We start from the raw sequence: 23,431 nt of genomic DNA on the forward strand, positions 1-23,431 counted from the left end.
TGCATCAGCGTGACGCGCTGAACGCCACCACCGCGACGCACACCAGCGTCAACACCGCACCGGCTTGTTGAATCCGGCTGAGCCGCTCATGGAGCACCACGCGGGCGATAAGCACTGTCACCACTGGGTACAGCGAGGACAGCACCGCCGCCACACCCAGGCTTCCGCGCGATGAGGCGTACGTGAAGAGCAGGATCGCGGACGTGTCCAGCACCCCTGCGAAGGGCACCACCCCGAACGGCGGGCGCAGGTTCCGCCGCAGGCTCGTCCAGTTGAACGCCCCCAGTACCAGGATCAGCATCACCTCGGTGGCGCGGGAAACCACCACCGCCTCAACGGGGTGATGCCGGCCTGCCTCGGCCAGCAGGATCATGCAGACCCCGAACATCACCATGCAGAAGAACGACCACACCAGCACCTGTCGCCCCGGGCGCTGTCCATCCAAGCCCTGCGAGGCAGAGGCCAACATGACGCCGACGAGTGTGCCGGCCAGCCCCAGATATGTCAGCCCCGAGAGTGACTGTCCGATCATCGCGCCCCAGATGACCGGTACCACTGCGCCCACCGCCGCGATGGGCGAGACGACCCCCATCGGACCGATGGCAAGCGCGCGATACAACGCGTAGAGAGCCGTGAAAGCTGCTGGGCCGGAAAGCGTTCCCAGCAGCGTGCGGCCGTCGAAATGCGTAGACGCGGTAAGCACAGCCACCAAACTCACCACGGCCAGCCCGACGGGCCGGCTCAGCGCAAGCACGGCGAGCGTGGAACGCCGCTTGCTCGCGTGCCCGCCAATGAAGTCACTGATGCCCCAGCTGAGCGACCCCGCGAGGGCCAATGGGATGGGGTTCACCGCTGACTAAACAGCGCGCAGGTAGTCCAGCTGCGCCTGCACCGACCATTCGGCGGCGCCCCACAGCGACGGGTCCACGTCGGTGTAGACGAACTCGACAACCTGCCGGGCCGAGGCATGCTCACCCAATGCGGCCAGCGCCCCGCGCACCTGGTCAAGACGCTGCTCGCGGTGCGCCAGGTACTCGGCCGAGATCGCCGACAAATCACCGTGCTCCGGACCGTGGCCGGGCAGCACGGTGCGCCTGCCCAGGCCCTCGAGGCGTTTCAGTGATTCCAGGTAGTCGCCCAGACCGCCTCCGTCCTGTGCGATGACGGTCGTGCCCCGCCCGAGGATGGTGTCGGCGGTCAACACCGCGTCATCCAGAACGAAGGACACCGAATCATCGCTGTGCCCGGGGGTGGCGAGCACCGAGATCGACAATCCCGCGACGTCGATGCGCTCACCGTCGGACAGCGCCACCGAATCGCCGCGCAGCCACGCCGGGTCCGCGGCACGCACCGGCGCACCGGTCAGCTCGACCAGACGGTCGACACCACCGGTGTGATCGAAATGCCGATGGCTCACCAAAACCAGAGCCACCTTGCCGATCTTCGCCAGCTCCTCGACGTGCACATCGGGGTCACCGGTGGCGACACCCGGACCAGGGTCGACGATGACGACCTCGTCGCTGCCCGGCGCGCGCAGCACCCAGGTATTGGTGCCTTCGAGCGTCATCATCCCCGGGTTGTTGGCCAGCAGCACCGAAGCGGTCTCGGTGACCGGACGCAGTTGCCCGTAGGCGGGATGGGTCATCAGGCGGAGGCTTCCGCTCTGACTTCCACCACGATCTCCACCTCCACCGGGGCGTTGATCGGCAGCTCCGCAACACCCACGGCCGAGCGCGCGTGCACACCGGCATCCCCGAACACGTCGCCTAGCAGCTCCGATGCTCCGTTCACCACACCAGGCTGGCCGGTGAACCCAGGTGCCGAGGCGACGAATCCGACGACCTTGACCACCTTCACGACGTTGTTGATCCCGACGAGCGCGTCCACCGCGGCGACAGCATTGAGGGCACAGGTACGGGCCAGTGCCTTGGCATCCTCCGGCGTGACCTCGGCGCCCACCTTGCCCGCGGCGACCAGGTTGCCGTCCACAATGGGCAGCTGCCCCGAGGTGTAGACGTGGTTGCCGCTGCGCACCGCGGGTTGATACGCGGCCAAGGGCGCTGCGACGGCGGGCAGTTCGATTCCGAGCTCGGCGAGCCGGGCGCTATGGGTGCTCATTTCGACCTCTTCAGGTAGGCGACGTGCTGTTCACCGGTGGGTCCGGGTAGCACGCTCACCAGCTCCCAGCCGTCACTTCCCCACTGATCCAGGATCTGCTTGGTGGCATGTGTCAACAGCGGGACGGTGGCGTACTCCCATGCGGTGCGTTCGGTCATACACGCAACCCTAGACAAGCACAGACGTTCTGACATCGGCTCGATCATGGACAGTTAGCATGCGTGCGTGGTGAACACTTCCCCTGACTCCCCCAGCGATGCGGCGGCGGGGCCCTTGTCAGATGCCTGGCCCGCACGAGTCGCGAATGCGCGACTGCACTTTGTGACCGGCAAGGGCGGGACGGGAAAGTCCACCATCGCCGCGGCGCTGGCCCTTGCGCTGGCCGCGGGCGGCCGCAAGGTACTGCTGGTCGAGGTCGAAAACCGGCAGGGCATCGCCCAGCTTTTCGACGTACCTCCACTGGCACCCAAGGAACTCAAGATCGCCACCGCCGAGGGCGGCGGGGCGGTGAATGCCCTCGCCGTCGAGATCGAAACGGCGTTCATGGAGTACCTCGAGATGTTCTACAACCTCGGACTGGCCGGGCGTGCGATGAAGCGCATCGGCGCCATTGAGTTCGCCACCACCATCGCGCCGGGTCTGCGGGACGTCATCCTGACCGGAAAGATCAAGGAGTGCATCGTCCGCGTCGATAAGTCCGGGCGGCATGTGTACGACGCCGTCGTGGTCGATGCACCGCCCACCGGCCGGATCGCCCGCTTCCTCGATGTGACGTCGGCACTATCCGATATCGCCAAGGGCGGCCCCATCCACTCCCAGTCCGAGGGAGTGCGCAAGCTGCTGCACTCGGACCAGACGGCCATCCACCTGGTGACCCTGCTTGAGGCGCTGCCCATGCAGGAAACCGCCGAGGCCATCGCGGAACTGAGCGAGATGGGCCTGCCGATCGGCAGCGTCATCGTCAACCGAACCGTGGTGCCACACCTCTCGCCCGCCGATCTGGATAAGGCCGCCGAGGGCGTCATCGACGCCGACGCGGTGCGTAAGGCATTGACCGATAACAACGTAACTCTCTCCGACGCGGACTTCGCCGGTCTGCTTACCGAGACGATCGAGCACGCGACACGGATGCGTGCGCGCGCCGAGAGCGAAGAGCTGCTTGGCGAGCTGCAGATACCTCGACTGGAATTACCCACGCTGGCCGACGGCGTCGACCTAGGCAGCCTCTACGAACTGGCCGAGAGCCTGGCCGAGCAGGGAGTCCGATGAGCAACACACCTGCCGTCTTGGACATGGCGGCCATCCTGGAAGATCGCAAGAATCGCGTCGTGGTCTGCTGCGGCGCAGGCGGTGTCGGCAAGACCACCACCGCCGCATCGGTCGCACTCCGTGCCGCGGAGTACGGCCGCACCGTCGTGGTGCTCACCATCGACCCTGCACGCAGGTTGGCCCAGTCGCTGGGCATCGAGGCACTGGGCAACACCCCGCAACAGGTGCACGTCGAAGGCATCAAGGGCGAGCTGTACGCGATGATGCTGGACATGCGTCGCACCTTCGACGAGCTGGTGGTCCAGCACGCGGGATCCGATCGCGCACAATCGATTCTGGACAACAAGTTCTATCAGACCGTCGCCACTTCCATGTCGGGCACGCAGGAATACATGGCCATGGAGAAACTGGGACAGCTTCTCCACGAAGATAAATGGGACCTGATCGTGGTGGACACACCACCATCCCGCAATGCCCTTGACTTCCTGGACGCGCCAAAGCGGTTGGGCAGCTTCATGGATGGACGCCTCTGGAAGATGCTGCTGGGCTCCAGCCGCGGCCTGGGCCGGATCGTCACCGGAGCCGTCGGGCTGGCGATGAAGGCGCTGTCGACGGTGCTCGGATCGCAATTGCTTTCCGATGCTTCCCTGTTCGTGCAATCACTGGACTCCACGTTCGGAGGCTTCCGCGAGAAGGCCGACCGCACCTACGAACTGCTGCGCCGGCGCAGCACTCAGTTCGTCGTGGTGTCGGCCGCCGAACCCGATGCGCTGCGTGAGGCGACCTTCTTCGTCGAGCGGCTGAGCCAAGAGGGCATGCCGCTGGCGGGCCTCATCCTCAACCGCACCCACCCCACGCTGTCGAGCCTGACCGTCGAGCGCGCCATCGATGTCGCGGACAATCTCGAGGAATCGGGCGAGTACAGCCTGCCCGGAGCGGTGCTGCGGGTTCATGCCGAGCGCGCGGCGACCGCCAAGCGGGAAATCCGGCTGCTGTCGCGGTTCACGAGTGCCAACCCCACGGTCCCGATCGTCGGAGTGCCCTCGCTCCCGTTCGATGTCTCCGATGTGGACGCGCTGCGCGCCATCGCCGATCAGATCACCGGCGTCGCTTCCTAAAAAACGCAACGAGCGCGCACTCAGGTGCTCCAATCCTCGCGGATCGGCGGGCCTGAGCGCGCGCTCGGCGCTAAGTGTTAGACGGCGCTCTTGTGCTTGCGCTGCGCGGCGAAGAAGTCCGCCCAGGACTCGACCTCGGGGTGAGCTTTGAGCATCGCGCGGCGCTGCCGTTCGGTCAGTCCGCCCCATACGCCGAATTCCACCCGGTTATCCAGGGCGTCGGCACCACATTCCATCATCACCGGGCAATGCCGGCAGATGACTGCGGCCTTGCGCTGTGCCGCTCCGCGGACGAACAACTCGTCAGGGTCGCCTTGTCTGCATCTGGCCTGCGAAACCCAGGCAATGCGTGCTTCTCCACCATCGATCGATCCCACTGTATGTAAAGCACTCATGGCAGGCCTTGAAGCTGACACGGGTTATCCCTTCTGTCACTAGTGGCCCACAAGAGGCGTGGGCCACAGTCCGCTCGGTGTGTAACTTGAATCACACCGTGAGATCAAGCTAGTGGTCAGGGATCTCCAACGCAACACCTGATCCGAATTTTTTGGGACGGTTGTGCCGACAACGTCTTTTCATCGCCCTTTCGGAGCCCCGCGTTACCGATCAACTACCCGCAGACACCCCCCGGGGACGCCAGTTACCCTGTGCGTATGTCAGAACGCCCGCCCGAGACGGTGACCCTCGCCAAGCTCGCGGGCTGCGGGCTTATCGCGGCGGTGGTCTTGGCCGGGCTGATGTTCCCCCTTGCGGGCGGATTCGGGCTCGCATCCAATCGGGCATCCGATGTGGTGGCCAACGGCTCCACCCAGCTGCTCGAGGGTGAGGTACCCGCGGTCACCACGGTCGAGGACGCCAGGGGCAACAAGATTGCGTACCTCTACACACAGCGGCGTTTCGAGGTGCCCGCCGACCAGATTGCCGACACCATCAAGCTGGCTCTGCTGTCCATCGAGGACAAAAGGTTCACCTCGCATAACGGTGTCGACTGGAAGGGCACGCTGGGCGGTCTGGCCGGGTACGCCTCCGGCGACGAGGACACGCGCGGTGGTTCGACCATCGAGCAGCAGTATGTGAAGAACTACCAGCTGCTGGTGGTGGCCAAGACCGACGCCGAACGCAAGGCAGCCATCGAGACCACCCCCGCGCGCAAGCTGCGCGAGATCCGGATGGCGCTGCGGCTGGACCGCACCTTTACCAAGCAGGAGATCCTGACCCGGTACCTGAACCTGGTGTCCTTCGGTAACAACTCCTTCGGCGTGCAGGACGCCGCACAGACCTACTTCGGGGTCGACGCCAAGGACCTGAACTGGCAGCAGGCGGCGCTGTTGGCGGGCATGGTGCAGTCCACCTCCGGGCTGAATCCCTACGTCAATCCCGAGCGCGCGCTGGCGCGCCGCAACCTGGTGCTCGACACCATGATCGCCAACGCCCCCGAGAAGAAGGCCGAACTCGTGGCCGCCAGGGTACAGCCCCTGGGTGTACTGCCCCAGCCCAACGAACTGCCACGCGGTTGTATCGCCGCCGGTGACCGTGCGTTCTTCTGCGATTACGTGCTCGACTACCTGGCCAAGTCCGGGATCAGCAAGGACCAGGTGATGAAGGGCGGCTACCTCATCCGCACCACCCTGGACCCCGACGTGCAGAACTCGGTGAAACAGGCGGTCTCGCACGTCGCCGATCCGGGCCTCAACGGCGTTGCCGACGTCATGAGCGTCATCAAACCCGGGCAGACTAGCCACCCCATCCTGGCGATGGCCTCGAGTCGCACCTACGGTCTGGATGGCGCGACCAACGAGACCATGCAGCCGCAGCCGTTCTCGCTTGTCGGCGACGGCGCCGGCTCGATCTTCAAGATCTTCACGATCGCCGCGGCCATGGATATGGGCATGGGTATCAACACCGTGCTCGACGTGCCGCCCACCTTTGCGGCCAAGGGCCTCGGCAGCAGCGATGGCACCAAGGGCTGCCCCAAGGACACCTGGTGCGTCAAAAACGTCGGCAACTACCGCGGGCAGATGAGCGTGACCGACGCCCTGGCGACCTCACCAAACACCGCCTTCGCCAAGCTTATTCAGTCGATCGGCGTGTCCAAGGCGGTCGATATGGCCGTGAAGCTGGGCATGCGTTCCTACGCGCAGGCGGGCACCGCCAAACCCTATGATCCCGAGGGCGACGAGAGCCTGGCCGACTACATCAAAAAGTACAACCTGGGCTCGTTCACGCTGGGCCCCATCCAGGTCAATGCCCTCGAACTGTCCAATGTGGCAGCCACTTTGGCCTCGGGCGGCAAGTGGTGCCCGCCCAATCCCATCGACAAGGTCTTCGACCGCCACGGCAAAGAGGTGCCGACGACCACCGAGTCGTGCGAGCAGGTGGTGCCCACCGGATTGGCCAACACTCTCGCGAACGCCCTGAGCAAGGACGACCAGCCCGGCGGCACCGCCGCAGGCTCGGCAGGTTCGGTCGGCTGGGGCCTGCCGTTGTCCAGTAAGACGGGAACCACTGAGGCACATCGGTCTTCGGCGTTCCTGGGCTTTACCAACAACTTGGCCGGGGCGAGCTACATCTTCGATGACTCCACCAGCCCGGGCGATCTGTGCTCGTTCCCGCTGCGCAAGTGCGGCGACGGAAACCTGTACGGCGGCAACGAGCCGGCACGGGCCTGGTTCGAGGCCATGAAGCCGATTGCCGAGAACTACGGCCCCACCGCCCTACCGCCCACTGAACCGCGGTATGTCGAAGGAGGCCCGGGCTCCAAGGTGCCCAGCATCAACGGGTTGCGCGAGAGCGAGGCGCGTGACGCCCTCAAGAAGGCCGGCTTCAAGGTGGCAGATCAGGCCAGCGTCGTGAACAGCACCGCGCCGTTCAACGAGGTCGTGGGCACCAGCCCGTCCGGGACCACCATCCCCGGCTCCACCATCACCATCTTGTTGAGTAACGGCATCCCGCCGGCGCCGCCGCCGATCGTCATTCCGGGCTTTGGCGGCCCACCAGGCGAGATGACCACCACGGTCGTCAACATTCCCGGCTTGCCGCCGATCACCGTGCCGGTGCTCGCGCCGCCCCCGTGATCTAGCGCGCGGGGGATCATCCACGACGAGAAATTCGCCACGTTTCGCGCCGGTGATCAGGGGCCACTCAGCTTTCGGAGTTACTCTCGGATGATGAACACGTCGTTCAACACGGTTATCAAGCGGGCCGCGGCGTACTCGGCAGGTTCGGCCGCGCTTGGTATCGGGTACGCCTCGATCATCGAACGCAACGCGTTCACCATCCGTGAAGCGACGATGGATGTACTCGATCCCGGTGCCTCCCCGCTGCGCGTGCTGCACATCAGCGACATCCATATGCGGCCCGGTCAGCGCCTCAAACAGGCCTGGTTGCGCGAGCTCGCGCAATGGCAGCCGGACTTGGTGATCAACACCGGCGACAACCTGGCCCACCCCAGGGCGGTGTCCTCGGTTGTCCAGGCACTCGGTGATTTGTTGTCGATCCCGGGGCTTTTCGTCTTCGGAAGCAACGACTACTTCGGCCCGCGGCTGAAGAATCCGGCCAAGTACCTCTACAAGAGCGACGAGCGCACGCACGGCGAACCACTGCCGTGGCAGGATCTGCGCGCCGCGTTCACCGAGCGTGGCTGGCACGACATGACCCACACTCGTCACGAGCTGGAGGTCGCCGGGGTGCGGATCGCGGCTGCTGGCGTAGACGACCCACATCTGCACCGGGACCGCTACGACACCATCGCCGGAATGCCGAATCCGCTGGCCACTCTGCGACTCGGCCTGACTCATTCGCCAGAGCCGCGAGTGCTGGATCGCTTCGCCGAGGATGGCTACCAGCTGGTGATGGCCGGCCACACTCACGGCGGCCAACTGTGCCTGCCGTTCTACGGTGCCATCGTCACCAACTGCGAGCTGGATCGGTCCCGGGTGAAAGGCCCGTCGCAGTGGGGTTCGCACATGCAGCTGCACGTGTCGGCGGGTATCGGGACATCACCGTTCGCGCCCATGCGGTTCTTCTGCCGCCCGGAGGCGACGCTGCTGACACTGGTGCCCGCACGCATCCGCGGCCAAGGGGCGGACGCCGAATCCGGCGACCGGCTGCCCAGCGCCACCGCGCAGTGACGTGAGCCGTGCGTGGGCCGATAACGCGGTCCGGTTGATCGAGGCGGACGCCCGCCGTAGCGCCGACACCCACTTGCTGCGATATCCGTTGCCTGCGGCCTGGGCCGACACCGTGGATGTGCAGCTGTATCTCAAGGACGAGTCCACGCACATCACCGGGAGCCTCAAACATCGTTTAGCGCGTTCACTTTTCCTGTACTCGCTATGCAACGGGTTCACCAGGGAAGGCACCACGATCGTGGAGGCCTCCTCCGGTTCGACCGCCGTCTCCGAGGCCTATTTCGCGCAACTGCTGGGGTTGCCGTTCATCGCGGTGATGACCGCCTCGACGAGCCCCAGCAAGATCGCCTTGATCGAGTCTCAGGGTGGCCGTTGCCATTTCGTCGATGAGGCACAGCAGGTGTACGCCGAGGCACAGCGACTCGCCGACGAGACCGGCGGACACTATCTGGACCAGTTCACCAACGCCGAACGAGCGACCGACTGGCGCGGCAACAACAACATCGCCGAATCGATCTTCAACCAGATGCATCACGAAAAACACCCGCTGCCAACGTGGATCGTGGTCGGCGCGGGCACCGGCGGCACCAGCGCGACCATCGGGCGGTACATCCGGTACCGGCGCTACCCCACCCAATTGTGCGTGGTGGATCCCGACAACTCGGCCTTCTACCCGTCATACATAGCGGGACATGAAGTGGTGACAGGTATTTCGTCGCGCATCGAGGGCATCGGACGCCCCCGGGTGGAATCCTCGTTCCTGCCGACCGTGGTGGACCGCATGGAACAGGTACCCGATGCCGCTTCGGTGGCGGTGATGAGACACGCCAGCAGAGTGCTGGGCCGTCGAGTGGGGGCGTCGACGGGAACCAACCTCTGCGGCGCGTTCCGGCTCATTTCTGAGATGGCACGTGATGGTGTCCCCGGGTCAGTGGTGACACTGCTGGCCGACACCGGCGATCGGTATGCCGACACCTATTTCAACGACGGCTGGGTCGCCGAGCAGGGCTTCGATCTAAAGGAGCCGTCACAGCGTCTGGCCGAGTTCGAGGACACCGGCCGGTGGGGTTAAACCTCGAGACAATAAGGGCACGTCACATCCTGTTTTCACGCCCGCGATTCAACGCATTCGCGACCGACGGCCTCGATGCGATACCCTTGCGTGGCTTCAAAGCGGGGTGTGGCGCAGCTTGGTAGCGCGCTTCGTTCGGGACGAAGAGGTCGTGGGTTCGAATCCCGCCACCCCGACTCGCAGGATCGCAGGTGAGAGGCCCTGACCGGGAGATTCGGTCGGGGCCTTCTTACTTCTCAGTCCGCAGCTGGTCCGCAGTGGCTGCCAAAGACCGCATGCGCGCCGCATCTAGTGCAACCGAAACCTGCTCCAGGTCGTCCGGGAACAGGTCGGCATAGGTATCCAAGGTGAGGACCGCAGACGCGTGTCCGAGCATCGTTTGGACCGCCTTCACGTTGGCCCCCGCACTGATCGACAGGGATGCCGCCGTATGACGGAGATCATGGGGCGTGACGGTGGGGTACGCCGGGTCTGCTTCCTGGAGGCGTTGGACAGCCACGTTGAAGACTCGCGGCCGCCAGGTCGACACTCGGAGCAGCGCTCCCCCTGGTGATGTGAACACCAAGTCCTCACGCTTTTTGCCGATCATTTGCGCGGCCAGCAGCTTGGCGAGGAACGCCGGGAAGGGCACCGAGCGACGTTCATGGGATTTCGGCGTGGACCACACCACCCGTCCGTTGACCTCGGCGATTGCCTCGCGGATGTTGACCCGGCGACGCAACATGTCGAATGACTCCACCCGCAGCGCTGCCATCTCGCCCCAACGCAACCCGGTGTAAGCGAGAAATCGGACAACGGTGGCGTACTCGCCAACCTCGCATGCCAGAAGCTCCACCTGCTGGTGCGTCAGATAGCCCCGCGATCGGTGCTGTCGTCGCGGCGACTTCACTCCCGTGCACGGATTCCGGGGGATCCGGCGGTCCTCGACGGCCATCTCGAGGATCTGGCGCAAGACGCTAAGCGCGTTCTCGATGGTGGCGGGCTTGGCTCCGCCGGCCGCCAGTTCCTGCACCCACGCTCTGATGTCCGACGACTGCACGTCGGCCACCGCAACGGCGGACCACCGTCCTTCCACGTAGCCCGACCAGGCGAACGCGCGTGTCGCGACCGTGGTCTCCTTCAAATGGCTCTGCGTCCCAAGCCATTTGGTATGCACCTCGCGGACGGTGATGCGGCCCGCTTTCGGCGCGACATAGGTGCCGATCGTCTGGGCGGCAGTGATCTCGTTGAGAAAGGCCTGCGCATCGACCTTGCGTTCGAATGACCGCGTGTTCTCTCCACCCTGGTCGTCCACATACCGGGCCAACCACCGGCGTCCCCTACCACTGCGCGCGGAAGGGCTTCCGTCTGATCGACGCCACCTGTCCTCGACGCCCGCGCGGCGGTTTCGTCGCTGCATGTGAGCCACCTCCCTTGGTGCCCAGTTTCACATCGACTACCGACAGCCGACGAAACCGTTCGGCTGGAGTCAATTTGCAAGTGATCTGCAGGGTAGTGGTGGACAAATACGGGGCGCCACCACCAGCGTTGGATTCGTTGACAGAACACACCTTTGAGGAGCATCAGATGGATCTACTGAACGCGAAACAGGTTTCGGAAATCATCGGCGTCCCCGTCGGGACCCTGCGCTACTGGCGCCACTGCGATATCGGGCCTGCCAGTTTTGCCTTGGGCCGCCGCGTCGTCTACCGCCGCGACGAGGTGCTGCGGTGGATCTCGGAGCAAGAAATTGCAACTCGGCGTGGAGGCGGCGACGCCGCGTGAGATCCGCAATTGAGAAAGACCCCGGGTCCTAGCCGAGGTCTTTCATTCGAACCACCCGATCGCTCAACCGGAGGACTCCTCATGAGAATAACCTGCCATGCCCGCCTTCAGAAGCTTCGTAGGCGGGAAAAGCATTGAGTGCCAGGGCCGAGACCGACAAAAAGTCCGTTGCCGTTCGGCTGGTGGAGATGGCCCAAGAGCGATATTGCCTCGGCGTCTCCGAGGACGGTGAACCCTTCGGCGCCGAACGCACGCGGCCGCACCTGGCGATGCTGCTACGCGCCGGCAAGGCCGGCCTGCGAGCCGAACTCGCCTCGCGCTACTTCCGCGACACCGGCACTGTCGCCGTCGGCCAGGCACTCACTGACGCCACGTTGATCCTCGAAGGCATGGCCGCCATCAAGGCTCCGGAGAAGTTGTATCTGCGCGTCGCAGAACTGGACGGTATCAACTACATCGATACTGGACGACCTGACGGCAAGGTGATCCGCATCGGCCAGGGACGGTGGACTGTCACCGATTCCGCCCCGGTTCGTTTCTTGCGAAGCAAGCTGACGGCCGCGATGCCACTGCCGTCGGTGGGTGATTTGGATCGACTGTGGGATTTCGTCAACATCAACGTCGAGGACCGACCCGTCCTCCTCGCGGTGCTCGTCGCCGCGCTCGTCCAGTGCGATGTCCCGCATCCTGTGTTGGCACTCTTCGCCGAACAGGGCAGCGCCAAGAGCACGACGACGCGCATGCTGGTCGATCTGATCGATGGCACGGTGCGCACCGCCCTCGCGCCACTGGCCGGAATCCTCACCCAAGCTCAATCCGCGGGAACTCAGGTCAACCAGTTCCGCCCACTGCTGCAACAACTTTCCGCCACCGCCCCCGCCGTCGACCAAGCCATCCAATCCGGCCCAGGACTGCGACCGCTGGCCAACCAGGCGCAGAACGCGATCACCCAGCTCGATCCACTCGTGGGCGCGCTCAACACCTCACCGTGGTGTGCCGCCACCCCGCAGTGCGCCCAAATTCGTGACCAGGTGAAGATTTTGGTCAGCCTGCGCGACAGCGGATTCTTCGACCAGATCGCCGACCTCGGGGACCGCTACGATCCCGCGACCAATGCCACCGTTGGTGGCACCCTCGCCAACGTCCAGAACGCAGTCGCCTCGCTGGACAAGGCATTCGGAGCCCTGGGTGATCCCGACGACCTGGCCACCAACCTCCGCCGACTACAGGAGGGAATCGGACAGCTGGCCTCCGGCGCTCAAGCACTCGCGACCGGTGTCCGCACCCTGGCCGACAGCAACATCGAAATGCTGTCCGGCATGAGCCAGATCGCCACCCAACTACAGAATTCCTCACGCGCAGCGGCGGACTCCGACTCCTCGAGCGGTTTCTACTTGCCCGCTAATGCATTCGAGAACCGGCAATTCACCGACGTTGCCAAGCAATTCCTCTCACCGGACGGCAAGACCGCGCGGTTCATGATCGAAAGCAGCCACGACCCTTACAGCGTCGAAGCCATGGAGCTCGCCAGCCGCATCACCGACACCGCCAACACCGCACGACCCAACACGTCGCTCGCCGACGCCACCGTATCCGTCGCCGGCTTCCCCGCCGTCAACTCCGATATCCAACGATTCCTATGGGCCGACTTCGCACAACTGGCCGTCGCCACCATAATCATCGTCGGCGTCATCCTGGTCCTACTGCTGCGCGCACTCCTGGCACCGCTCTACCTACTAGGCACCGTCGTGCTCAACTACCTCGCTTCGCTCGGCATCGGCGTTGTGGTATTCCAATGGGGACTGGGCTACGAAATCGCTTGGCCCGTACCATTACTGGCATTCATCATCCTCGTCGCCGTCGGCGCCGACTACAACATGCTGCTCGTCTCACGGCTCCGCGAAGAATCCGGGACCAACATCCGCGTCGGCGTCCTGCGCACCGTGGCAAACACCGGAGCCGTCATCACCTCAGCTGGTCTGATATTCGCGGCCAGCATGTTCGGCCTCATGGTCGGCTCAGTCGCCATCATGATCCAAGCCGGCCTCATCATCGGCTTCGGATTGCTGCTCGATACCTTCCTCGTGCGCACCCTCACCGTGCCCGCTATCGCCACACTGTTACGCGAAGCCAGCTGGTGGCCCACCAAACCAACAGCCCCGCGACGTGGTGAGCCCATCGTCGGCTGACGGCTCCTGCAAGACCTGAAACACCCCCTTCCGAGGGCGCATGAGTTGCGCGATGTCCGCAAGAGCCACACCTGCGAGGGCGACAGGCTCACGTCGTCAGGTTCAGGTTCTGGGCCTCTGTGTATTTGTCGTCGATGAGGACGACGGCGCGGTCGGGTTGGTCGATGAGTGATGCGGCGATGGAGGAGCGGTAGCCGGAGGCGCAGTGCACCCAGACTTCACCGGTGGGGACGTCGCCGACGCGGCCGGGTAGTTCATGCAGGGCGATGTTGAGGGCGTTGGGGATGTGGCCGTTGTCGTATTCGTCGGCGCGGCGGACGTCGAGGACAGTGATGTTGGGGTTGTCGATCTCGGTGGCGAGGGCGGCGAAGTCGGCGACGCGGTAGCTGCGCAGCGGGGTGTCGTGGGCCAGGGTGTGGACGTCTCCGGTAGCGGAGCCGGTGAGGTTGTCAACGCCGATGCGGGCGAGTTCGCGTCGCGCCTCGAGGATTTGGTCGTGGTCGTCGCCGATGAGGGTGAGCGGGGCGCCCCAGGTGTAGAGCCAGCCGAGGTAGGCGACGAAGGATCCTGAGAGTTCGAAGCCGAGGGTGCCGGCGAGGTGTCCGGCGGCGAAGGCGGTGCGGTTGCGTAGGTCGATGACCCAGTCGCCGGCGTCGATCCGTCGACGCAGTTCCTGGGGGTCTACCGGTGTCGGCAGTGACAGGTCGACGGGGGCGGGGCCGCGGCTGTTGATGACGCCCATGTGGGCGTAATAGGTCGGATATTCCGAGAGCCCAGCGATGAGTTCCTCGACGTAGGTCTGTTCGTCTTGAGTGAGTGCAGGGTTGGTGGTGCGTTGTTCGGCGATGGTGGAGGAGTCGCCGGTGGCGGGGCTGGAGGAGCAGAAGCTGCCGAAGCCGTGGGTGGGATAGACCGCGGTGGTGTCGGGCAGTTCAGCGGCGAGGCGACGCACCGAATGGAACTGCGCGTGCGACAGGGTTTCGGTCTGGTCGCTGCCGAGCAGGTCAGTACGCCCGGTGGTGCCGTGCAGCATGGACCCGCCGGTGAATACACCGTGCACCGTGCCGGCGGCGTCCTGCAGCACGTAGCTGACGTGGTGATGGGTGTGGCCAGGGGTGTGCAGGACGCGGAGCTGGATGGGCCCGGCGTCGATGGTGTCTCCGTCGGTGACGGCGTGTCGCTGGTAGTCGACGTCGTCGCCGGCGGGCACGACGTACACCGCGCCGGTCGTGCGGGCCAGTTCCAGGCCGCCGGTGAGGTAATCGTTGTGGATGTGGGTTTCGAGTACGTGGGTAATCTGCACGCCGTGGTCGGCGACGAGGTCGAGTACCCGGTCGATGTCGCGTTGCGGGTCGATCACCACCGCGGTGTCACCGTGGGTGATCAGGTAGCTGCGGTCTCCGAGACCGGAGGTTTCGATGATGGACACGTCCATGAGATGAACTCCTTGTTCGAATTGGGGGTGGGGTGTCACGTCGGTGTTGTGCCTCAATGCAGGAGCAGGGTGTCGACGAGGACGTAGGCCGCGACCACGAAGACGAGGTAGGCGAACCAGTGCTGGAGGCGGGTGTTGTTCAGTTTGGTGCCGAGCTGCCCGGCGATCAGCGAGCCGGCTACCGCGGTAGCGACGAAGGCTGCGGTCACCGACCAGTTGATGGTGGCGTCCTGAGCGTGCGAGGCGATGCCGGCCGCGGAGTTGGCGGTGATGATCAGCAAGGAGGTCCCCACCGCGATCGGCATCTCCACGCCCAACATGATCACCAGCGCGGGAATGATGAGGAATCCGCCGCCCACGCCGAACAGGCCGGTGAGCAACCCGACAACAGCAGCAGCGGGGATCGAGCGCGGTGCGCAGCGGCGCCAGTTGATCCCGCCGTCAGCGATCTCGCACGCGCCGCCGGTGTCGTCGGCGTCGGTCAGCATGCGGATCCCGGCGACGACCATGACCACGGCGAACCCCACCATGACGACCGTTTGCGGTAGGTGGTCACCGATGGCGGAACCGGCGAACGCGGCCGGGATGCCGGCAAGGGCGAACACACCCGCCAGCCGCCAATTGACCTGCCCGGCAGAAATTTTGGGTAGCGATCCCACCGCGGAGGCCACCGCGATTACGATCAGCGCGATGAGCACGGCCTGTTGGAAGTCCAGCCCAAGTGCATAGACCAGGGCCGGGATGGCCATGATGGACCCGCCCCCGCCGAGCAAGCCCAGCAGGACCCCGATGACCGCCCCGAAAGCCAGCGCCAGCGCGATGGTCATCGGTGCGGGGACGGCATCGGAGTCTGTGGCTGTCTAGCTGGCCGCGGTCTGCTGCAGCGAGGCGATCGCCGCTTGCAACTTCTCGGCGGCGTCGTCGGCGACCTCCCGCAGCCCGGGCGCATTAGACATTTGCACCATGACCTGCGGATCCATGGCATCGACGATGATGGTGTCCGCGTCGTCGGGGTCGGTGCGCACCGCCACATTGCAGGGCAGCAGCAACCCGATCTGTCGATCGCAGGTCACGGCGCGGTGCGCCAGCGGTGGATTGCACGCACCCAGGATCAGGTAGTTCTCCATGTCCTCACCGAGTTTGGCCTTCAGTGTGGCCTTCATGTCGATTTCGGTGAGCACACCGAAACCCTGCTCGGACAACGCCGTACGCGTGCGCGCCACCGCGTCGTCGAATGTCGTGCGCAGTGTCGTCGACAAGGCGTATCCCATCTCTCACTCCCTTCTCAATAGGTCAGGCCAACGCCAGAAACAGTTTCTCCAGCTCGGCCTCGGTCAACGGCGTCGTACCCTCGGGGGCCTCGCCGGTCACACACTGGCGCATCCCGGTCGCGACGATCTTGAATCCGGCCCGGTCCAATGCGCGCGACACCGCCGCCAGCTGGGTCACCACGTCCTTGCAGTCGCGGCCCTGCTCGATCATCGAGATCACCCCCGACAACTGACCCTGCGCACGACGTAATCGGTTGAGCACCAACGTCATACTCGCATCATCAGCAACCATCGCACACTCCTTCGCGGACCTTACCGGGTTACGCCACTACAGCGCCGACCCCACTTTCAATACTATACCCCGTAGGGTATCTAGCGGCGAACGACTTTCCTGCCGCGTAGTTCTTCCGCAGTGACGGGGACTTGGGTGAACAGTCCGGCGTAATCAGTTGGGAGGTGACGGCGTGGGCGGCGATCGCGACGCTAAGCAGCCACAGGCGTGCATAGACCGAGCGGCGCCTCGGTGCGGGGTCGGGCCGGCGATGACCCCGGCGCACAGGTAGCCCACCAGCAGGAAGTGCAGGTCAATGAGGGCGTGCAGTGCGGGGCTGTCGCTGGCGGCGGCGTAGAGCGGGGTGAAGCAGAGCGCGGCCAGGCCGCGCCGATGGTCAAGGTGAGCGTGACGATCGGGTCGGGCCAGGATGTGGGCGAGCCAACGAACGCAGGATGCGGCCGATCTCTTGGCCGTGCCGCCGCGGGATCGAACGCAGCAGCAGGGTCATCGGGGCACCGAGCACCAGGGCCAGTGCCAGTGCCAGTGCCAGTGCCAGTGCCAGTGCCAGTGCCAGTGGTGCGTACATCCCAGGAGCAGGTGTTGGTGCCGGGTCCCTGATGTACTACGGCGGCGACATCGCCGAACTCCTGCTCGTCCTGGCCCTGCTGGCCAACTGGCGCCCAACCGAGCCACCACCAAGGCGCCGACGCCACGTCCGGGACCGCAACGACACGCATCCATTCCTGCCTAGGAAGAATCTGCTCGCTCGCCGCCAGCCGCCCTACGCACTGTCGGCCGCACCACGAGTAGGTCACGGTCAGCGGCGACCCTGCGTAGGCCTCTGTGGTGGGCCCGACGTCGGCATGCCGACCGGGCAGTCGACGGGCGTGACGTTGGCCTGGCGAGGGTCCGCGGCGGGCGGCGAGCGCGTCGGTGACTGCGCCGGTGGTGAAGGCGTAGACGCCTTTGTGCAGCACGTCGATGACCTGCTCACGCCGTGGCCAGGTCTGCGGCGGAGCGCCGACACCAGTGGCGTTCTCCAGGATCTGGTCGTTGGTCAGGCGCAGCACAGTGAACTTCGCCGACGCCAGCGGCCCACGCAGACCAGCTTCCGACATCACCGAGCGCAGCACGCCCAACAAGGCCCCTTGCCCGTAGTGCATGCCCCAGTTCGCCGCCAATCGTGTGCGCGGTGACATGTCCTGCGCCCCACTCAGGCGCGACCACACATCTGCCGGCACGTAGGAGTTCGGCCGGCCGGTGAGCCGCTGCTCGATCTTCTCCGCCACGGTCATCACCGCCACGCCAACCGCGCCTGCCATCAATCCCTCGGTCACCGTATGTCGCCACATGATGGCAGTCGGTACCCCGCCGATACGGAAGGAAACTGGCCTCGCGGGGATGCGCCACCGGTCATTGTTGGAGACCGGGTATGGGTTGCCGATGGTTATCCGCTGAGGGCGCGAACGTGGTCGTAGATGGCGTTCGGGATGTCGTGCAGTGGTAGGACGCGATGGACTAGTCCGGTATCGATCGCTGCGCCAGGCATGCCGGAATGCTCGGAGCTGAACTCACTTTGAGCGAACACTGTTCCCTTGCAGAGCCTGATGGCGCGGATGCCGGCTTGCGCGTCGGTACCCTTGCCTGTGAGCACGACCGCCAGGGCGCGCGGTCCGCAGGTGACGGCCAGGGTGGCCAGCAACAGATCCGCTGACGGCCGCGCGGGTGGGAGGTCTCCGGACCTGATCAGCCCGAGACGGGCCTCGGAGGTCACCAGCAGGTGTTGAGCGGGCGGTGCGATCAACACGGTGCCCGGTGTGAGGGTGTCGCCGTCCTCGGCGTCGCGTACCGGCAGCGCGGTGCGTCGACTCAGAATCTCAGCCAAGGCACTGGTCTTGTCCGGGCTGTGGTGTTGAACGACAAGCACGGTCGCAGGCAAATCGGCTGGCAGCGGAGCCAGCACATGCGACAACGCATCCAAGCCGCCCGCCGACGTCACCAGTGCGATGACCGGGTGGTTGACCGCGTAGGGGTCATCGGTTGCGATGCCGTCACTCCGTTTACTCAGACGAGGCTTCCCAACTACTTGGCATTGTTCTCTCCTGATCGTTTCGCCACATCATGCCGTCCTGCGGGCAGATCACTACCCGGCCCGAATAGAAGGCGTGTGGAAACCGAGGCCAGCGTCCGTCTCATTTCTAGACATTCGACGCGTCTCGGCTTTTGCCTAATCGAGTTGCCATGGGCTGCGGTGTCGGTCATGCTCCGGGTTGGGGATCGCCGCGTGGACGAAGTGGTCGACGAGGGTCACGGGCTAGTTCGCGTAGGGGTCCGCGGTCGCATCAACGTTGATCTCGGTGCCGGCTGCGGCGTGGGCGGGCATCAGCGGCGTGATGCCGTAAGTCCAGCGCAGCTCCTCCAAATCACGTGCGACGACGTCGAAGAAGTCCCACTGCGGTGAAAGTACGTCGGTGGTAGCGGCCTCGCCGCGCTGCCAACTGATCAGGAACTTGACCGGATCCAGAGCCCCCTGCTGCTTGCCGATGCCATTGACCTCCTGACCGACATGCCACTCGAAGATGGTCGGCAGGATCTGAGCGCGCAACGCGTCACGGCGGTGCATCCCCCCGGTAAACGCACTGACCAGTAACTCACCCTGAATCGACGTGCTGTACCCCGACAGGACGTGCAAGCCGTCGTGCGGCACGGCCCACACACCGGTGAACGCGTTGGGCTGACCAGGAAAGTCGAAGCCGTGCTTGCGAAAGTGCGCCCAGAACTGATGTCCGTAGGTGTTCTTCGGCAACCCCTCCAAGACGAGAAACCGCTCGGCGAGTCGCTTGTCGTCATCGGTCTGCGTCTCATAGGGCATCATCGGTGCCAAGGTGTCATCGGGATTGGCGAACCCGGGAAAGTTCGAGGCGTTGCGTCGCGTCATGTCGGCCATTGCCCACGCTAGATGCCCTCGGGCGACCTGCAGAACATCGCGCACCCAGCCGTCGCTGACGTGCATGGCATGGGCGTACTCCACGACCAGTCGCAGACGGGTGGGCTCGATTACGCCGTCGGCGAGGCCAGCGCAGGCGATGAGGGCGGCCGCATGCTCTGCGAGGTCACGGTTGGCCCCGATTGCCTTGCCGAGATCCTGGGGCTCGATGCGCGGCAACGCCTTTGGATCGACGAATACTTCGGGGGTGAACAGCAAGCGGCCCGCCGCCACGACGACGCCGTCACCACGTCCAGAACGGGGGTCCGCGGGGTCGAGCACTTGTTGGACGACCCGGTGAGCGGCGGCCAGCACCGCCAGAGCCTGCTCAGTGGTCGCGCCTTCGAACACGACTTCAACCTACTGCGGATCACTAGATACGGATAGCAAGCCGTGCCCGCCTGGCTACTCCTGACGCGACCAAGACGCCTACCGACGTGAACCAACTGCTCGGTCTCATTTGTAGAGAAACGGGACACCCGACAAGTGGCCCACTCCCCGCCGCATAGTCCCAGCTTGCCTTGTCTCGTTTCCTGTCTCGCATCCCGTGTCTCAGATCCTCATGTCGGAGCCGAATGAGACGGTAGTGGTGTGACAACGATTCTCGGGTACGCCCGCGTGAGCACCGCCGCCCAAGGCCTCGATGCGCAACTGGCCGCACTCGCTGCCCAAGGCGTTGAAACCCCTAACTGAGGCCGCGGAGCTATCGCTCCTCGATGATCGGCGGGGCGGTTTTCCTTATCCACGGCGGGGTTGCGTTAGGCGGCGGTTCGCCCACCCAGGTGCCAGTTTCCTTATCTCGAGGCGCTGTCCCGAGGACCTTCCGAAAGCCCTCCTCGGTGTCGCACTCCCGAACCAACTTTTCAACGTAGGCCTGCGTGTAGCCGTAGTCCTTGTGCCGCTCGTCGTAGAGGCAGTATTTTTCGTCGGTCTTCTCGGGATGGGGGCTACCGACCGGGGGACGCACGCCAAGCCGCTTCCAGGCGTTAGTGAAGTGCCCGGTGCTGAAGAGGAACGGGATCCGATCCTGCACGACCTTGGCGGCCCTAGTCGGCTTCATGAGGCCATGCCCGACGACACCCCGCTGGCGCTCCCGGACGACGACGTGGCCTTTCTTGCCGATCGCCTCGACAATGGCCCGCTGCTCATCGTCCATGTCGTCGTATCTGGTGAATTGCACCGCCAGAGCGTCAGGGTCCTTCGGCGCGAGTTCTTGTATCACCCGGAGGCGGAGTTCGTAGCGGGAGTCACTGGTGATCGAGTCGTCGAGTCCGGCGTCGTACTCGGATATGAAGGTTCGTAGCGTCGCCGGGAGTTGAGCGCGCAGTCTGCGCAGAGTGCGCTCGCCCTCGTCGGTGAACGAGCCAATGAAGACTGGGAACCGCAGGCGAGTAGCCAGCGACAGTTCGACGCCAAACTGGCTGGTCACTTCTTCCTCGTAGTTCAGCAGAAGCGCCTGGACTTGACCACCCACCACCGCCGTTAGGGCTTCCTGCTGACGGGCGTACCGGTGCTCAAACTTGTTGCGCAGCCCGATGAAGAACATGAGGTTTGCCCGGACGGGGTCCTTCTCGTTCGGCCAGCGGTAGCGCATGCTTTTTGCCAACTCCCAACGCTTAGGCTCTCCGTCCACCCGCTCCAGCCGACGGGAGCGGCCCTGCTGGTGCCAGTACCGGTAGTCGACCCCGTCACGCGTCAACTCGGCGTGCAGCAAGTAAAGCCAGGCCAGGTGCATATGAACTACAAACCCTTCGAACGACCGGGCTTCCGAGGGGTTGTTGTAAAGCCGGACAGCCAGCGATGCCTCGTCGCGCGAGGATTCGACCATTTGCATAAACCGGGTGGGCGGCGCCATCGCACTACTCTGCCTCGCAGAGGCGCGGCGGAAGGTTAGAAACAGGGCACAAGGGCAGCCAAACAACATCGGCCGCCCCCGCCTAACGCTCATCCGCGCTACGTCACCGCCGTATCCGAATGATGTGCCGGGGCCCGTCGCCGTCACGAATCGGCCGGTGATCGCGCTGCGGCCTCACCGTGGTTTGCGCCGCTCTTGACGACGCGGCTGCAGGGGCAGCTGACGTCGAAGAATCTTTAGGCCATCAGGGGCAGTGCCGCCTCAATAATTGCTTTCCGAGGTCGGTGCCGGCCGCGGTCGCGATCGAGGTCATCGCTTCTGTGGCTAATTCCTGAACCGGCTGGGCGTCGGACTTGCCGTGTTTCAACGTCGAGCCTCGCGAAACCTTCGCCGAGTTTGGCGGGCGCCGACGAGCCCTCCCGTTGCCACCATCGGCGCTCGCACTCTAACCAGCGTCAACGAGGCACGCGAGGTCCGCGAGGGTCTTTCGCAGTTGTCATCTTGCGCTGCGCATCATCAGGATCGCAGGCCGAAAGGGCCGTCCCGGCCGAACGTCAGTACTCCAGCGCCGCCAGGACACCGTCACATTGAAAAATTCGGTCGTATCGTCCCGCAGTCCTTTGCCGGAGTATCCCTTTATCGACCAGCTTGGTGATAGCGGTGTTCGCGGCCTGGTAGGACACGCCGTGGAGCGCCGCCGCAGCCGACGCAGTGATCATGGGGTAACCGATCAGGTCGTCGGCGATCCGGAGCGAGACCCCTTTAGCTCCGTGCAAAATCGCCTGGAACTCCTCGCGGAGTGCAAGAAGCTTGTCCACTCGGTCGATGACTTCCAAGGCCTCAGCATGGATGGCCGCGGAAATAAAGCACACCCAGTTGTCCCATCCGCCAGTCTGCGAGACCCGCAGCAAGCCGTCCTGATACTCCGTGCGATGTTGCTCTAGCCACGGTGAGATGTTCAGGACTGGAAAGCGCAGTTCACCAGCACTCATCAACTGCAGAGCCATAACGAGACGCCCCAGACGGCCGTTGCCGTCATGGAACGGGTGCAGTGTCTCGAACTGGTAGTGCGAAACCGCGACTCGGATGATGGTCGGTATCGCGCTGGGTTCCCGGATCCAGTCCTGCCACAGCCGCAAGCCGTCGAGCAGCCGATGATCGGCCGGGGGCGGCACAAAGCGAGCCGACATGACACGCTGATTGCCGAGTCCGATGAACACCTGAGTGGTGCGAACACTGCCTGCGTGCGAGCCATCACTGGCAGTCCCGCGCAATAGTTCGCGCTGCAAATCCTCGAGCATCCGAACCGATATCGGTTGTCCTTCGGCCACCATGTCGTATGCCCGCTCAGCTGCGGTGACGTAGTTTCTGACCTCGCTGACCGAACCGGTGAGTTCCCCGACGTCGAGAAAGTCTGCTTCGAACACGTCCGCCAATAAGGCGTAGGTGCCCTCCAGCGCGGAGGTGCTTACCGCTTCACGTCGAGTGGCCGGCCGGGCGAGCAGGCTTGGGTTCGGCAGCAGCGAGGACGCCTGGTCGGCACGCGCCATTGCCGAGGCGGCGTCAATGACGGCAGCATAAGTCTCGGCTTTCAGCTCGAGGTTCGACGGTAGGGGGTCCGGGACGTAGGCGACGTATTCGTACGCCTCGCCTAGGCGGGGGTCATGACCCCTGATCGGAACCAGCTGTCCGATCGGGCTGTCACGAAGCGCCTCGATGTCCACCGCTTCCACCTCGACTCGCCAAGCTTGAATTCCAGAACTGTAATTTCAAGGTTAGCGCGTCAACCTTGAAAACCGACACTCTGATTTCAAGGTTCACGTTCCGCCTAACTCAGAAACGGTGGTGGTCGCGACGTGGCCTCCAGTCCGCAGTCAGTCCGCAGTACATTTTCGCACCGCCTGCGCACCCCAACCGTCCCAATGCAGCTGACCTGGGGAAACTCGCTTC

The 23,431-nt window shown here is 64.6% G+C and carries 21 protein-coding genes, 1 tRNA gene and 1 pseudogene; 8 read left to right on the plus strand and 15 right to left on the minus strand.

Annotated features, from left to right (window positions below):
* Positions 1-4: 4 nt before the first annotated feature.
* The 4 genes from B4394_RS20175 to sp36 are packed head-to-tail and all read right to left on the minus strand — an operon-like array spanning position 5 to position 2,276.
* Positions 5-850 (minus strand): DMT family transporter, encoded by an 846-nt coding sequence (locus B4394_RS20175; protein WP_078311584.1) that lies wholly within the window; start codon positions 848-850, stop codon positions 5-7.
* Positions 851-856: 6 nt separating this feature from the next.
* The gene (locus B4394_RS20180; RefSeq protein ID WP_078316080.1) at positions 857-1,645 is read right to left on the minus strand and encodes an MBL fold metallo-hydrolase; all 789 of its coding nucleotides are present in this window, start codon (positions 1,643-1,645) and stop codon (positions 857-859) included.
* Positions 1,645-2,118 carry a RidA family protein gene (locus tag B4394_RS20185; protein ID WP_078311586.1) on the minus strand — a complete coding sequence of 158 codons (474 nt, stop codon included), beginning with the start codon at positions 2,116-2,118 and terminating at the stop codon, positions 1,645-1,647. The genes B4394_RS20180 and B4394_RS20185 overlap by 1 nt, the downstream gene beginning before the upstream one ends.
* Positions 2,115-2,276: a Sp36 family protein gene (sp36, locus tag B4394_RS25260; RefSeq protein WP_005063257.1), complete on the minus strand. Its 162-nt coding sequence runs from the start codon at positions 2,274-2,276 to the stop codon at positions 2,115-2,117. Before sp36 ends, B4394_RS20185 begins: the two co-directional genes overlap by 4 nt.
* 115 nt (positions 2,277-2,391) lie before the next feature.
* Here sp36 and bagA point away from each other — a divergent pair, with 115 nt between their 5' ends.
* Both bagA and bagB read left to right on the plus strand, forming a co-directional pair.
* Positions 2,392-3,387 (plus strand): ATPase BagA, encoded by a 996-nt coding sequence (gene bagA / locus B4394_RS20190; RefSeq protein WP_078311672.1) that lies wholly within the window; start codon positions 2,392-2,394, stop codon positions 3,385-3,387.
* On the plus strand, positions 3,384-4,505 hold the full coding sequence (gene bagB, locus B4394_RS20195; RefSeq protein ID WP_078290131.1) for an ATPase BagB: 1,122 nt from the start codon (positions 3,384-3,386) through the stop codon (positions 4,503-4,505). Before bagA ends, bagB begins: the two co-directional genes overlap by 4 nt.
* A 77-nt stretch (positions 4,506-4,582) precedes the next feature.
* Here bagB and B4394_RS20200 read toward each other — a convergent pair whose 3' ends face one another.
* Positions 4,583-4,900, minus strand: a complete 318-nt coding sequence (locus B4394_RS20200; protein ID WP_078311587.1) for a WhiB family transcriptional regulator — start codon at positions 4,898-4,900, stop codon at positions 4,583-4,585.
* Between the two features lie 258 nt (positions 4,901-5,158).
* On the opposite strand from B4394_RS20200, the gene ponA2 reads away from it, so the two are divergent.
* From ponA2 to B4394_RS20220, 4 genes are all read left to right on the plus strand, one after another.
* Positions 5,159-7,579, plus strand: a complete 2,421-nt coding sequence (gene ponA2, locus B4394_RS20205) for a transglycosylase/D,D-transpeptidase PonA2 (RefSeq protein WP_139360335.1) — start codon at positions 5,159-5,161, stop codon at positions 7,577-7,579.
* 93 nt (positions 7,580-7,672) lie between these two features.
* Entirely contained in the window at positions 7,673-8,635 is a 963-nt protein-coding gene (locus B4394_RS20210) for a metallophosphoesterase (protein ID WP_078311673.1), read from the plus strand.
* Between the two features lies 1 nt (position 8,636).
* The gene (cds1, locus tag B4394_RS20215; RefSeq protein ID WP_078316081.1) at positions 8,637-9,707 is read left to right on the plus strand and encodes an L-cysteine desulfhydrase Cds1; all 1,071 of its coding nucleotides are present in this window, start codon (positions 8,637-8,639) and stop codon (positions 9,705-9,707) included.
* A gap of 102 nt (positions 9,708-9,809) precedes the next feature.
* Positions 9,810-9,883: transfer RNA gene (locus B4394_RS20220), tRNA-Pro, on the plus strand.
* Positions 9,884-9,936: 53 nt separating this feature from the next.
* On the opposite strand, the gene B4394_RS20225 is transcribed toward B4394_RS20220, so the two are convergent.
* Positions 9,937-11,106 (minus strand): tyrosine-type recombinase/integrase, encoded by a 1,170-nt coding sequence (locus B4394_RS20225; RefSeq protein ID WP_078316082.1) that lies wholly within the window; start codon positions 11,104-11,106, stop codon positions 9,937-9,939.
* 167 nt (positions 11,107-11,273) lie between these two features.
* Here B4394_RS20225 and B4394_RS20230 point away from each other — a divergent pair, with 167 nt between their 5' ends.
* Both B4394_RS20230 and B4394_RS20235 read left to right on the plus strand, forming a co-directional pair.
* Complete coding sequence (locus B4394_RS20230) at positions 11,274-11,471, plus strand: helix-turn-helix transcriptional regulator (protein WP_078316144.1); 198 nt, start codon at positions 11,274-11,276, stop codon at positions 11,469-11,471.
* Positions 11,472-12,226: 755 nt separating this feature from the next.
* Positions 12,227-13,660: pseudogene (locus B4394_RS20235) on the plus strand (MMPL family transporter); the annotation flags it as partial.
* Positions 13,661-13,748: 88 nt separating this feature from the next.
* Here the strand turns inward: B4394_RS20235 and B4394_RS20240 are convergent.
* The 9 genes from B4394_RS20240 to B4394_RS20285 all read right to left on the minus strand — a co-directional run bounded on the left by B4394_RS20240 (position 13,749) and on the right by B4394_RS20285 (position 23,205).
* Complete coding sequence (locus tag B4394_RS20240; RefSeq protein ID WP_078316084.1) at positions 13,749-15,095, minus strand: MBL fold metallo-hydrolase; 1,347 nt, start codon at positions 15,093-15,095, stop codon at positions 13,749-13,751.
* A gap of 53 nt (positions 15,096-15,148) precedes the next feature.
* Complete coding sequence (locus tag B4394_RS20245) at positions 15,149-15,922, minus strand: sulfite exporter TauE/SafE family protein (protein WP_078316085.1); 774 nt, start codon at positions 15,920-15,922, stop codon at positions 15,149-15,151.
* Positions 15,923-15,955: 33 nt separating this feature from the next.
* Positions 15,956-16,366: a DUF302 domain-containing protein gene (locus B4394_RS20250; RefSeq protein WP_078316086.1), complete on the minus strand. Its 411-nt coding sequence runs from the start codon at positions 16,364-16,366 to the stop codon at positions 15,956-15,958.
* Between the two features lie 22 nt (positions 16,367-16,388).
* Positions 16,389-16,658: a metal-sensitive transcriptional regulator gene (locus tag B4394_RS20255; protein WP_078316087.1), complete on the minus strand. Its 270-nt coding sequence runs from the start codon at positions 16,656-16,658 to the stop codon at positions 16,389-16,391.
* Positions 16,659-16,811: 153 nt separating this feature from the next.
* Positions 16,812-17,069, minus strand: coding sequence for a cytochrome c oxidase assembly protein (locus B4394_RS20260; protein ID WP_078316088.1), 258 nt, complete (start codon positions 17,067-17,069; stop codon positions 16,812-16,814).
* Positions 17,070-18,087: 1,018 nt separating this feature from the next.
* A complete protein-coding gene (locus tag B4394_RS20270) occupies positions 18,088-18,639 on the minus strand; it encodes a chemotaxis protein CheB (RefSeq protein WP_197748316.1) in 552 nt (183 codons plus the stop codon).
* Positions 18,640-18,954: 315 nt separating this feature from the next.
* Positions 18,955-19,977 (minus strand): hypothetical protein, encoded by a 1,023-nt coding sequence (locus B4394_RS20275; RefSeq protein ID WP_078316090.1) that lies wholly within the window; start codon positions 19,975-19,977, stop codon positions 18,955-18,957.
* A 352-nt stretch (positions 19,978-20,329) separates the two neighbouring features.
* Positions 20,330-21,481 carry a DUF3644 domain-containing protein gene (locus B4394_RS20280; protein WP_174266744.1) on the minus strand — a complete coding sequence of 384 codons (1,152 nt, stop codon included), beginning with the start codon at positions 21,479-21,481 and terminating at the stop codon, positions 20,330-20,332.
* A 554-nt stretch (positions 21,482-22,035) separates the two neighbouring features.
* Complete coding sequence (locus B4394_RS20285; RefSeq protein WP_078316146.1) at positions 22,036-23,205, minus strand: Fic family protein; 1,170 nt, start codon at positions 23,203-23,205, stop codon at positions 22,036-22,038.
* Between the last annotated feature and the right edge of the window lie 226 nt (positions 23,206-23,431).

It is taken from the genome of Mycobacterium sp. D16Q16, from assembly GCF_002013745.1.
Taxonomy (GTDB): domain Bacteria; phylum Actinomycetota; class Actinomycetes; order Mycobacteriales; family Mycobacteriaceae; genus Mycobacterium.